The sequence below is a fragment of the Actinophytocola sp. genome (genome assembly GCF_049647105.1).
Taxonomy (GTDB): Bacteria; Actinomycetota; Actinomycetes; order Mycobacteriales; family Pseudonocardiaceae; genus Actinophytocola.
The window spans coordinates 1-12,063 of sequence record NZ_JBARWZ010000121.1 but is presented as its reverse complement, the minus strand read 5'-3'; the positions used below and the strand labels follow the sequence as shown (position 1 = coordinate 12,063).

Here is a 12,063-nt window from a genome sequence, read left to right as displayed (position 1 = left end):
CACATGTCTGCGCGGGGGAGGTGCCGAGACATGCCGAGCTCACTTGTCGTGGTCGCGCTCGTTATCGCATGGCTCGTCGTCCTCGTGCCGATGATCGTGCGCAAGCGGCAGGAGGTCGCCAAGACCGGCGACGCCGCGCTGGGTGCGCGGGTGCTGCGCAGTGGAGACGGAGAGGCCGACACGGGGGCGGAGTTCGACGCCGGGCTCGACACGTTCGACACGGAGGGGACCCCCGTGCACGAAGACGACGATATCCGGGAGGATTTCGAGGGAGAATTGGTGGCGCAGGTCACTGAAGTCTCGGAGGATGTGCCGGATGACGACACTGGCCAGGCCGACATGAACTACTACGACGACGGCTATCAGCGTCGCTACCGCCCCGGCAGGGGCGGCTTCGACCCCGAAGCGGCCGCCGTGATCGCACGCGCCAGGTACGCGTTCCGGCAGCGCGTCGTCCTCGCCATGATCATCGGCGCGATCCTCACCGCCGTCGCCGCAGCGGTTTTCTACCCCCCGGTGTGGTGGGCCCACGGCGCCATCGACCTCGTACTCGTCACCTACCTCGGCTACCTCCGCAGGCAGGTCCGCATCGAGAACGAGATCCGCGAACGCCGGCTCGCCCGCATGCAGCGTGTCCGCCGTGCCCAGGCCCTCGCGCGGTACACCGAAGAAGAGCCACGCACCGTCGAGGAGTACGTCGAGGAGATCTACCACGAGGAAGAGGAGCCGCCCGTCCAGCGCGAGCGCGTCCTCGACGGCCCCGCCGTGCCCGTCACCCACCACGCTGGCGCCGTGCTCGTCGACATCGACGACGAAGACCCCGCCTTCGAGGACCTCGACGAGGCAGCCAACCTGCCCTACCGCCGTGCGGTGGGCGAATAGGCGTCTGATACTCTTCCCCGGCACGCAGATCAGGGGCTGTAGCGCAGTTGGTAGCGCGTCTCGTTCGCATCGAGAAGGTCCGGGGTTCGATTCCCCGCAGCTCCACCTTAGGGGTCTTACTAGAACAAGTGCCTGAATGAAGGCCACGGAGTAGGACCGCGACGCTTGACGGCGAGCATGGGCCACCCGCAATGTGGGTGGCCTTTTTTGTGGGCTGCGGGTTGGTTGGCGTGGCTTGCTGGCGTTGGATGGTGTGGAGCTCCCCGAAAGGCTCCCTGAGCTCACCGTCTGTGATCTTCTCGTCCTCGATGTAGATGGCGTGGAAGATCGCTTGGTTGAGTAGACGCCGCTGCTGGTCGTCGCAGCGTCGGTACAGCTTGTCGGGCTGTGCGAGCAGGGTAAGGCTGGCGTCGACGAGCCGGGCGCTGTCGGTGAGGTCGGCGTTGGTCGTGTCCAGGCGCCCCTCCAGCCGACGGCGCTCGCGTGCGATGTCGCGTAGCTTCTCCTTGACCTTGGTCCGAGGCAGCGTGCTGTCGGCAGCGAGGTCGATCAAGTTCTCCTCCTTCGTGTCGAGTTCCTTGAGCTGTGCGGTGATCTGCTTGCGCAGCAGGCGTGCGGACTTTTCCTGGTCGCCGATCACGGCATCGATCTGATCACGCATGTCAGTGATGAACGGCTGGCTGAAGCGAATCGCGGAGTAATGGCGCTCAACGGCGTCCTCGACGAGTGTGATGTTGACGTGGGGTGCTTGGCACGCCCCCTTCTGCCGGCCGCGGCAGAAGAAGTACAGGTATTCGGCGCCCTTGGAGTTGATGGTCCGTTGGATGATCATCCGCCGCTTGATGCCGTCACGTTGGCAGCGTCCACAGAAGAGCGACCCCTTGAGGTAGTGGTGGTGGACGCGACGGCGTTCTTGTGCCGTCATGCGCGATTCGAGGGTCTCGTGGACGGTGTCGAAGAGGTCCTCGTCGATGAGCGGCTCATGTCGCCCCTGGATTTCTTCGCCGTCATACTCGACGAATCCGAGGTAGTAGCGATCACGCAGCATTTGCGAAATCTTGTTCTCGGAGACCTTCTTGGCTGGGTGCCGCTGGGTGGCCCTGGTGCGGAGGCCGCGGTCGTAGAGTTCGTCGGCCAGCTCTTCGTGGGTGTAGTCGCCGGTGGCGAAGAGCTCGAACCCCAGCTGGACAAAGGGCGCCCGTTCGGGGTCGACGATGATCGTGCGGATCACGCGGCCGTCGGAGTGGTCGATGTGGTTGAGGTAGCCCAGCTTGGCTCGACCCAGGGTGCCGCCGTTGCGGGCCTTCTGGCCCATCTTGTAGGCGATGTCGGCACCGGACTGGCGGGATTGGTACTCGTTGAACGTGGCCAGGATGCCGTGCATCAGCTGGCCGACCGGGGTGTCGTCGATGGCCTCGGTGGCCGAGACCAGAGTGACGCCGCGCTTGCGCAGGTCCGCCATGACGATCGCGTCGTCGTAGCGGTTCCGTGCCATACGCGAGAGCTGGTAGATGATGATGACGTCAACGTCGCCCTGGGCGCGAACTCGCGCAAGCATGCGCTGGAACGCTTCGCGTTTGGTCATCTCCATGGCTGAGCGTCCGGGCTCGACGTACTCGTCGATGACCGTGACGCCGAGGTCTCGCGCCTTGCGAAGGCACGCTTCCCGTTGGGCCGGAATGGAGATGCCTTCCGGGTTGTAGTCGGTCCGGACTTGCCCGGTCGAGGACACGCGCAGGTAGATCACTGCGCGATTGCCGGGAGCAAGGTCGTCCGTCGGCAGCTGGATGGGGATGGTGACGTCCTGCTGTAGTTCATCGATGAGGTCGGCATAGGCGCTGGTCATGAACACCTCCTTCTTGACGGTGGCCTAGACGGAGGACCCCGTGCAGTCGGCCCGTGGTCCTGACGGTTCGGCCCCGCGCTGATCGCGAGCGGCGAATTCGCGGCCTGGTTGCTGTTTCTCAACGGTTGGCGGAGCCGCGCGAGCATGCGTGGGAACAGCTGGCGTTTCGGCTCGTCGCCAGAGTCGAGCGTTCGGGTCGGTGTACTCGTCGATGAGCGAGAAACCCATTTCCCTGGCCTTGCGGAGACATGCCTCACGCTGGGCCGCGACGCTGTCGTCGGTCTCGGCCCGTCCGGGCGAGCCCATGCGCATGTAGATCACCGCGGGGGTGGCGGGCACAGGGGGATCCGACGGTCGGAGTGCGTTGTCGGAGTTGGCGTAGGCGCTGGTCATGACACCTCGTTGTGAGTCGTCTTGGATGGGGATGGTGGTGGGCAAAGCAGTGAGCCCCGGTGGGATTGCTGGCTCGTGATGACGGACGGTCGCGACGATCTGCGGGTGCGTCCGTCTGCTCGATCTCCGCGAGGCCCTCACCACGCGTACGAGAAACAGGCAGGCGGCATTTCGCGAGCGCGAACGCGCGACATCATGCCGCGTCGCGGTGGTGATCGCGGTGGCTGGCGCCTGCGGTGTCCGACTCGGCGAGCGCCGGTTGCTCGCCGGATTCGACGGCCAACATGGCTGCCGCGAGACTTGCGACGACCCGCGCGAGCTTGCTCGTGTCGGGGGGATCGCGGCGAACGCCGCGCACCACGACGTTGCGCACGGTCCTGCCCGCGCCAACGTGTCGTCGGGGCTGTCTGGTCTGCGTGTCGTCGGGGCTTTCCTGCTGCTCCTGATCGGCCGGAGCGGAAACGTCGACATAGTTGTCATTGGCCTGGTCGGGGTTGCGGGGTTGAGCGCACATGAGCGTCCCCTTCGTGCCCATGAAGCTCGCGGGTGGCGCAGGTTCACGGGACTGCTGGTCGGCGACAGGAACCGTCGACACAGCGGGCAACTCCAGCCGCCAACACCTGCGCTCGCTGGTCCGCACGAGGCGGGTTTGGTGGCGGCGCGGGCACGCACCATGACGTGCGTTGAATGAGCTGGAATTGCCGAAGCTGTCACGACCAATGGGCCTTTACTCCCCGGATGCACGTGTGCGGGGCCGGCGCTCGTGGCCGTGCTGAACTCTTGTCGTTCGGCAGGACTGTGGGCCTTGCCAAACTTGTGCTCGCCCACCCCGTGTGCACGGGCTGGGCGGTCGACGCGAGTCCAGCGGATCACTGCCGGTGCGGATCGCGAACGGTGTCGCGTCGGCAGTGTGATGAAGGCGTTGGGTGCCGAGGCACCTCCTCCCCATCGGGCCGTGTATATGTCTGACACTCAACTAAGGTAGCACCTGAATAAACCTAGCGCTGCCTGTGTAGTGAAGATATTGCCTGACCTTGGGTGCTGGTCTACTGAACACGCCGGACATGCGGCAGCCGACTTCCATCGCCATCGGGGACACTGAGCGTCGATTGGCAACGGCGCGAAGCGCTGTGCGGAGCACGAGCACGGGACGGCAGCAGGTGCAGATCGAGTGGCGGCTGCGGAAGGTTATGGCCTCCCGCGACGTCTGGGCCGCGACAGAACTGCGCGAGCTCCTCGTCCAGCGCGCCGGGTTCGAACTGTCCCTGCAGTCGGTGTCGGATCTGATGAAGAAGCAACCGGTCCAGGTGAAGGTGGCGACCCTGCAGGCGCTGTGCACGGCGTTGCAGTGCACGCCGAACGAGCTGTTCGGGATCGACACTCCGCAGGAGGTATCGATTGCCGACGTGCCGGGCGCGAGCGATTCTCCGGCCAGCCGATGACGGGCACGCACTGAGGGCGGCGGTACCGTTCATGCGGCTTGGGCCTCATCGTCGCGCACGTCGAGACGTAGAAGATCGTCCAGCATGAGTCGGACGGCGAACGCTGCCTGTTGGGGAACGACGCCGTTGCCCAGCGCTCTTAGCTGGGCGGCCCGAGATATCTCGACAGAGGTAATCCAGCCTGGGTCGAGCCCCATTAGCCATTCGACGAACCGCGGTGACAAGCGGGGACGGCCACTCGTGCCGGGTTCCGTCGGATGCGGGACTGCTATGCCACGAGCGAGCTCCCATCGCCGGATCGCTGGCGCATACGGGCCCCAGTGGACGTGCTCGGTCTCGGACTTGACCTGACGAGCGTCTACGGTTCGGGCGGCGTAGGGAACAGCGGCAGAATCTCCTGGGACAGGGGAGGACCGAAACCCGCTCCGGTTCTCCTGCCGGATGTACCCGTGTCGCTCGCTCGTGGCGTCGGCAGCAGTCTCACCGCGATCGACAAGGGCATACCCATCCCGTTGCCGTGGATGCCCCGCGCACGGTGACGAGCCCGCCGCTGCAGCCAACTGGAGGGGTCCTCGCCATCGTTGGGGTTGCTGCTCACCGGTGTCGGCAGGAAGGTCGTCACCGTGTCGGTGAGGTTCACCTGGTGTCCCCCTGTCACACGGGACTCCGGTGAGCATCCGCCACGCGTGTCGTCCCGTGCTTGCGGAGTCGGAAGCAGCCTGACGGACTCGCACGGATTCCGGCTCAGCCGGGCGGTCGTCGTGGTCGCCTTCTCTCGTGACCGGCTGTGCGGAGAAGACGGCCCCGGTTGGGTATCCGAGCAGAAAAACACGCTCGCGTCGGTGGGGTGCGCCGATGTCGGACGCTCGAACGCATGTCCACTGCGCGTCATACCCGACTTCGGCCAAGTCGCCGAGAACGATGTCGAGGCCACCTCGGCGCCAGCGGAGGGCGCCGACGTTCTCCACGATGAGGAGCGCCGGTCGTAGATGGCGAACGGCTGCGACGACCAGGTGCCAGAGTCCACTTCGGGTTCCTTTCCTGATGCCGGCTCGACGCCCGGCTGCGCTGATGTCCTGACACGGGAATCCGGCGGTGAGGACATCGACGGGCTCGACCTGTTGCCAGTCGATGGTGGTGATATCGCCGATGTTGGGCACGTCCGGCATACGAGCGGCGAGGATCTTGCTCACATGTGGGTCCGGATCTGCCACCCACAGCAATCGTCCGCCGCCAAGCGCGGTCGCCACGCCGAGGTCCAGGCCGCCGTATCCCGTGCAGAGCGAGCCAAATGTGAGGGTGGCCCTCGTTCCGAGGTGTCCAGGAAGGCGGTCACACAGCACTGTCATGGCCACCGCCCTCGGCCACGCGCTTGGGCTGCGCTCGATGGAACGTGCGTTCGTCGACCAGTGGCTCGTGCACTTTTGGCGCCGAGGTGACCCATTGCTCGATGGGTGCCGGGCGGTCGGCGACGGTGCGGGCCCAGACCTGGCGCCCGGTGTACTTGACGTTGGTGACGACCCGCCGGACCCCCTTGGCGGTCCAGCGCCCGTTGGGCACAGGGGTTGGGTACTGGTGCGGGTCGTTGTTGAGTCGCGCGGCGATGACTGCGAAGCCCAGGCCGTGATCGGCGCGCCAGATGAAGATCTGCTTGACGACTGCGGCGGTCTGCCAGTCCGGGACAAGGACCGCGCGTAGTTTGCTGTGTCCGCTGGGATCGATGACGCGGATGCGCAGGGCGCGGTAGCCGTAGGGAGCCCGCCCGATCTGGTAGCCGGCGCGGACGAGTTCGACCATCGCCTGACGGGCGCTGCGGGTGGTTTCGACGTGATGTGCGGCGAGTGCTGCCCACTGGATTCGGTTGCCGCGAGCGTCGACCAGTTCGTCGTCAGGAGTCTGGCCGTCCGCATCGTTTTCGCTGTCGACAGCGTGGTTACCCGACGGCCTTGTCCACAGGCGGGACCACCACGGTGGATAGGTCTCGGCCACCGGAGTGCCGGTGCAGCGGTGACGACCGGCGGCGCGGCGCGCGGCACGCTTGCGGCGGAACTCTGGGTGCCAGCCGCAGTCGCGGCAGTACAGGCGAGTCGTCATGCCGCTCGCCTCCCACCGGGGTACTCGACGCCGTCGTCGGCGGGCTGCGGGATGTCGGCGGTCGCTTCCGCAGCGAGTTGGGCGTCGTGTTCGGCATGGAAGACGAGCACCTCGTGGTGCGCGGTCGGCGCACCGGCGGCGCGGGCTGCGGCGCGGCGCTCGGCCAGTGAGGCGCGGGTGACCAGTCGGTTGCCGCGCAGTCCGGCGGTCAGTGCGATGCACCGTTCGACCGGCGCCAGCCCGGCCGAGGTTCCGGCGGCGACGAGCGGGGTGGTCAGGTCGACCAGCGCGCCGTCCGGGTGCCGGAGAGGTCGCGCGATGACGACGACGTGTCCGCCGGCACGCAGCAGCGGCTCGCAGTAGAGCAGTGTCGTGGCGAGGTTGGCGAGGGCGGACTCGACCGGGTCGCGGTCCGGGCCGGTCGCGCGGTCCGGCGCGGCGCGCAGGGTGGTCAGGACGAGTCCGACTCGCCCGATCAACCCGGCGGTCCGGACGGTCGCGAGCACCTTCGGTCGGGCGTCGAGGACCGAGCCGTCGCGCCACGCGCCCGCGGTCTTGGCGGCGGTGACGTTGGCGCGAGCGAGCGTCCACCACCGGGTGCCTGCGGTGAGTCCGAGCGCGTGACGGCCGGCGCGCATTGCCTCAACGAGGACGGTGCCGGCGCCGCAATCCGGGTCGAGAACGAGGTCGCCCGGTCGGGTGTAGGTGGTGATCGCGTGAGCGGCGACGGTGGGTGGAATCCGCTCGGTGTCGGTCTCGGTGCCGGGCACACAGCCGGCGTCGCGTAGCTGCGCGAGAGGGTCACGCTGCCCGGTCGGCCAGACCGACAGCGGCGGGATCGGCGGCTCCTTCACCGGCGGCAGAGGGAGCGGCCAGGGCGACGTGGGGCAATCAGTCATCGGAGGTCTCCTCCCCGTCGGCAGCGTCGGCCGGGGCCGGCTGGCGGGTGAACACGAAGAGGTCGTCGTGTACCTGGGTGTGCCGAGCGGGCGTCGCGGGCGGTCGCGCTGGAGCCGGCGGGCGGGTGTGCGGGGCCGGGGTCGCGACAGCAAGCGCGCCGTCGCGGACAGGCACGCGCAGCAGGGCGATGCGATCGAGATAGCGCAGTCCGGTGCGGTGCGCCGCGCGCACCAGCGAGCAGGCGGGGTCGGCGAGCCGATCACGGGAACGATCACCATGAGTGATGACGGCGAGGGTGCCGGTTGGGGTGAGCAGACCGGCCCAGTCGGCCGGACGGAACCAGTCGAGGGTGCGCGGTTCGGCTGCGGTGATGACGAGGTCGTAGCGATCCGGACCGACGCCGGTCGCGGTCGAGGCCGGTCCGGGACGGTGGTGTGTCGACGGTCCTGCGGAGTGGTCGGTGGTCGGACTGGCGGTGTGCGGTCGGGGTCCGGACTCGGACTCGGCCGACGCCTCGTCGGGGTGTTCGCCGAGTGGGTCTGGGTGGGCGACGACGGTCTGGGTCTGGATGCCCCGGCCGAGTCGGACCACGGTCCAGCCCGCTTCGTGTAGTCCGGCGTACGAGCTGCGCCGGGACTGGTTGTGGGCCCCGGTTGGCGGCCACGACCTGCGCGGTGCGAGGTAGGGCGCGGGGTCGAGCAGGAGCACTCGCTGGCCGGGCTGGGTGTAGCTGGTGACGAGCTTGATGACCGCGGTCAGCAGCCAGTTTGCGCGCAGCCCGGCGCCTTCGCGGAGGTCGCCTTGAGCGCACGGCCAGACGGCGCTCGGCAGGACCGGCCGGGGGTGGCGCAACGTGAGGCGCAGGCCGCGCAGACGCGGTGTTCGCCGCCGGTGCGGGAGCAGGGTCGGGACGGTCGGGCTGTGCTCCTGGAAGCCGTCTCCTGGGGAGTCGTTGCCGAGTGTCGGGGTCATCGCGGGTCTCCTCCGGCGAGTGGTGGTGCGGTGCGTTCTGACGCCCCTTAACTCCGTATTTAGACCCTCTTTTGGACATGCCTCGCCCGAATATCTTTTCATCGCGCTGGATCGCGTTTATTGCGACTCGAAGTCATTCGGGCAGTTCTGTCAAGCGCTTCGTCGAGCGTCGCTTGTTCGGTCGACTCCGGCTCGTCGCGAACCGTCTCCTGGGTCAGTCATGGAGAGATTTTTCAAGATCTTTTCGATATCGCGTTGTTGATCTCTGCCGTGGCCCCGTTAGAGCTCGCTGTGACTACTAGCTCTGTACTAGCAGGCGACTATAACTACAGGTAAACGGCTACTAGCGTCGATCGGCCCCCTGGCGTCGACGCCATTTGATGATCTTGATTGGCCGCGTTCGCTGAGTGAAATAGTAGTTCGTTAGTAGCCTTGTCGCGGTTTTCTAGTTGGCGACTAGTAATGGCATGGTATTTCGCTGGTATTGGTCGTGGCTTCCTGACTTCGTTGTTGTCCACATCGACGCTGTTGGAGTCACGAAATGGCAGCACAATCCGTTTTTCGTCGCGGTGGCGACGAGGCTGTCCCGAACTCGTTGGATATCGCGCGGGACACGTTTACCTGGCTGGTGACCGGGCCACATCCGGTGTCGCTGAACGGCCGTCTCTTCCCCGGTCTGCCCGACCGGCACATCCCGCTGGACGAGGTCCGCGACCGGCTGCTGGCGCGCCGATGCCCGCAGGCGACGCGGGACGAGGTGTGGGCGCATCTGGTGCTGCGCTCCCGTACTGAAGGAGCGACCTGGACGGTAGCCGCGGTCGGGGTCGCACTGCCCGCGCTGACCTCTGTCGCGGCCACCCTGTCCGATCGGTTCGCCGGCGATCCGGCCGACGTTCACGCCGAGGTGATGCGCGGCTTTCTGACCGCGTTGTCGACCATCGATCTGCGTCCGCCACGGGTCATGCTGCGGCTGCGGTGGGCCGCCTACCGGTCCGGTTACGACGCGCTCGCCGAGGCGCTGTCGAGTCCGACTCCGGTCGCGCCAGGCTTCCGATCCACCCCACCGCACACGCCGTGGGGACACCCGGATCTGGTCCTCGCCCGTGCGGTCGCGGACGGAGTCCTGACCCAGACCGAGGCCGCACTCATCGGCGCGACCCGGTTGGAAGAGGTGCTCGTCGCGGACTGGGCCGCGCAGCACCAGACCGGCGAGTGGGCGGTCTACAAGGCGCGCAAACGCGCCGAACTCCGCCTCGCCGAGTACCTGCGTGACAGCGCCGCCGAGACCGATCCGACCGACCCGCTGACCGATCAAGTGGCCACCACATCGGCCCTGACGCGCCCGGTCGCACCGATCCGTGACTTCCCTCGCTCGTCACCGTCCGTGTCGGTCCGTGAGGTCGAGTCGGTACAGAAAGTTCAGGGTCGCGTGTCCAAAACGGACGCGAAATCCGGAGTTCAGGGCTGCGGGACACACCCGCGCTCAGCCCGACCTTCGGAGGTGCCCCAATGCGCCTGATCGATCGATTCTTCCCCGCCGCGATCGGACCGCGCAACGCACGCCTCGACGGCAACCCGCAACCGTCGGCCGAGGCCACAGCGTCGAGCACGCCGGACGAGGTCACCGGCGGCGATCCGACCAGTGCTCCGATCATTACGCCGGAGGACTGGACTCCAGTCCGCCCCCGCCGCTGGTCGCACGTGGCACTGATCGTCGAGTTGGCGATCCTCGCGCTGCTGGCTTCTGCGTCGGTGGCGCACGCCGACACGATGGTCGCCGCCCTCGCGGACTCGGTGACCACGGTGCTGAACAACGTCCGCAACTGGATCATGGGCATCTTGGCCGGCTTGGCCACGGTGTTCGTGTCCATCGGCGGCGTCCGCTACGTGATGGGCGGCGGTGACCCCGGCGAGGTCGAGAAAGCCAAGACCGCGTTCAAGTCGGCCGGGTGGGGCTTCGGCCTGGCGTCGCTCGCGCCGCTGGTCGTGGAGATCCTCAAAGGGATCGTCGGGGCCTGACCGATGGCCGTCAGCACCCCGCCCACGGTTCGCCCGTACCGCCGGTCCGGCGGCCCGGTCGCGACCGCTGCCGCCGGACGAATTGACGGGGACCGAGCGATGCTCTCCCCGGTCCGCGACACCAGCGCCGACCGGCTGTCGGCTGGTCGGCCGCGGCGCTGGCACGCGGGCTGGATGCTGGCGCTGAGCATCGTCGTGCTCTTGGTCGGCGTCCTCGCGGTCAGCGCGTGGGCCTCGCCCACTGCGCCGCAGCCCCCGCCGCAACCGCCGCTGCCGGTCCCCACCGTGGATCCCTGCACGCCGGATTCGCCGCTGCCGGTGTGCCAACTGCCCGCGCCGACGACCACCAAGCCGCTGCCCACCGCGCCGCTGCCACTCCCGACCGGGGTGCCCGCGCCGACGACATGCAGCTTCCCCGGCCAGATCGGCTGCACTCCGTCCGCCCCGACCACGACTCCGAGCCAGCCGTGCACGGGTGAGGACTGCATCCCGCAGCCGACCACGCCGCTACCGAGCGCTGGCCCGCAGCAGCCCGGAACGGGCAGCGGCGAGGGCGACTCGGACTGCGGAATCACCGACATCGGGGCCTGCATCACCGAGGCCATCAACTCGGCGTTCCGCAGCATCGTCGACGCCGCCCTCTCGCCGATCCTGGAACTGATCGGGAACACCGCGCTGTCCACGCCGACGATCGGCGACCTGCCCGGCATCGGCGAATTGTGGAACAACTCCTGGGAACTCGTGGTCGCCGCCTACGGCCTACTGATCCTCCTCGGCGGCATCGTCGTGATGGGCCACGAGAGCGTCCAGGCGCGCTGCTCGATCAAGGAGATCGGGCCGAGGATCCCGATCGCGTTCATGGCCTCGGCGTTGTCGCTGTTCTTCACGGACAAGCTCATCCGACTGGCCAACGGCCTGACCCTGGGCATCCTCGGCGACGGGGGCAACGCGCCCTCGCTGGGCAACACCCTCGCCGACGCCGTCGTCGGCATCCAGACCGGCGGACTGTTCATCATCCTGGTCGGCCTGGTGCTCGTCGTGGTGGGCCTGGGCCTGCTGGTCGTCTACGTGGTCCGGATCGTCATCACCCTCGTCCTGATCATCTCGGGCCCCTTGTTCCTGATGTTCCACGCGCTGCCGCACACCGACCCGCTGGCTCGCTGGTGGTGGAAGGCGCTCACCGCGACGCTGTCGATCCAGGTCGCTCAGGCGCTGGTGCTGATCACCGCGGTCCGCACGTTCCTGTCCGGCGGTGTGAATCTGTTCGGCTCGACGCTGTCCGCGCTCGGCATGCTGGTCGCCGCGATCGCCTTGTTCTTCATCTTGTTCAAGATCCCGTTCTGGCTGTTGAAGGCGGTCAAAGTCGGTTCCGGCCGCTCGTTCCTCGGTGGCCTGGCCCGCGCCTACATCGCGGCGAAAACCTTCGGCATGGTCGCCGGGAAGACCGGCGCGCTCGGCAAGGTCGGCGGCGCCGTCGGCGCGACGAGCGGCGGCCGTGGCGGAGGTGGCCGCGGG

The 12,063-nt window shown here is 67.7% G+C and carries 10 protein-coding genes, 1 tRNA gene and 1 pseudogene; 6 read left to right on the top strand and 6 right to left on the bottom strand.

Translation table 11 applies throughout. The features are described from left to right. The first annotated feature begins 30 nt into the window (after positions 1–30). Together glpR and WBA97_RS14730 are read left to right on the top strand one after the other, a co-directional pair. Positions 31–882: a gephyrin-like molybdotransferase receptor GlpR gene (gene glpR / locus WBA97_RS14735; RefSeq protein WP_424231361.1), complete on the top strand. Its 852-nt coding sequence runs from the start codon at positions 31–33 to the stop codon at positions 880–882. 32 nt (positions 883–914) lie between these two features. Then, positions 915–987 (top strand) — tRNA-Ala (locus tag WBA97_RS14730). Positions 988–1,642: 655 nt separating this feature from the next. On the opposite strand, the pseudogene WBA97_RS14725 reads toward WBA97_RS14730, so the two are convergent. Both WBA97_RS14725 and WBA97_RS14720 read right to left on the bottom strand, forming a co-directional pair. Next, positions 1,643–2,728, bottom strand: a pseudogene (locus WBA97_RS14725) (recombinase family protein); the annotation flags it as partial. 586 nt (positions 2,729–3,314) lie between these two features. Next, the gene (locus WBA97_RS14720) at positions 3,315–3,656 is read right to left on the bottom strand and encodes a hypothetical protein (RefSeq protein WP_424231360.1); all 342 of its coding nucleotides are present in this window, start codon (positions 3,654–3,656) and stop codon (positions 3,315–3,317) included. A 625-nt stretch (positions 3,657–4,281) separates the two neighbouring features. On the opposite strand from WBA97_RS14720, the gene WBA97_RS14715 reads away from it, so the two are divergent. Then, positions 4,282–4,563 carry a helix-turn-helix domain-containing protein gene (locus WBA97_RS14715; RefSeq protein WP_424231359.1) on the top strand — a complete coding sequence of 94 codons (282 nt, stop codon included), beginning with the start codon at positions 4,282–4,284 and terminating at the stop codon, positions 4,561–4,563. Between the two features lie 29 nt (positions 4,564–4,592). Here WBA97_RS14715 and WBA97_RS14710 read toward each other — a convergent pair whose 3' ends face one another. The 4 genes from WBA97_RS14710 to WBA97_RS14695 are packed head-to-tail and all read right to left on the bottom strand — an operon-like array spanning position 4,593 to position 8,529. Next, positions 4,593–5,912, bottom strand: a complete 1,320-nt coding sequence (locus WBA97_RS14710) for a DNA cytosine methyltransferase (protein WP_424231358.1) — start codon at positions 5,910–5,912, stop codon at positions 4,593–4,595. After that, positions 5,896–6,657 (bottom strand): recombinase family protein, encoded by a 762-nt coding sequence (locus WBA97_RS14705; RefSeq protein ID WP_424231357.1) that lies wholly within the window; start codon positions 6,655–6,657, stop codon positions 5,896–5,898. Before WBA97_RS14705 ends, WBA97_RS14710 begins: the two co-directional genes overlap by 17 nt. Continuing rightward, positions 6,654–7,556 (bottom strand): DNA methyltransferase, encoded by a 903-nt coding sequence (locus tag WBA97_RS14700; protein ID WP_424231356.1) that lies wholly within the window; start codon positions 7,554–7,556, stop codon positions 6,654–6,656. Before WBA97_RS14700 ends, WBA97_RS14705 begins: the two co-directional genes overlap by 4 nt. Then, positions 7,549–8,529 (bottom strand): hypothetical protein, encoded by a 981-nt coding sequence (locus WBA97_RS14695; RefSeq protein ID WP_424231355.1) that lies wholly within the window; start codon positions 8,527–8,529, stop codon positions 7,549–7,551. Before WBA97_RS14695 ends, WBA97_RS14700 begins: the two co-directional genes overlap by 8 nt. 628 nt (positions 8,530–9,157) lie before the next feature. Here WBA97_RS14695 and WBA97_RS14690 point away from each other — a divergent pair. The 3 genes from WBA97_RS14690 to WBA97_RS14680 all read left to right on the top strand — a co-directional run. Continuing rightward, entirely contained in the window at positions 9,158–10,048 is an 891-nt protein-coding gene (locus WBA97_RS14690; RefSeq protein WP_424231354.1) for a hypothetical protein, read from the top strand. After that, complete coding sequence (locus WBA97_RS14685; RefSeq protein WP_424231353.1) at positions 10,039–10,548, top strand: pilin; 510 nt, start codon at positions 10,039–10,041, stop codon at positions 10,546–10,548. The genes WBA97_RS14690 and WBA97_RS14685 overlap by 10 nt, the downstream gene beginning before the upstream one ends. A gap of 99 nt (positions 10,549–10,647) precedes the next feature. Beyond that, the coding region (locus WBA97_RS14680; RefSeq protein ID WP_424231352.1) for a hypothetical protein at positions 10,648–12,063 on the top strand (1,416 nt) is incomplete at its 3' end.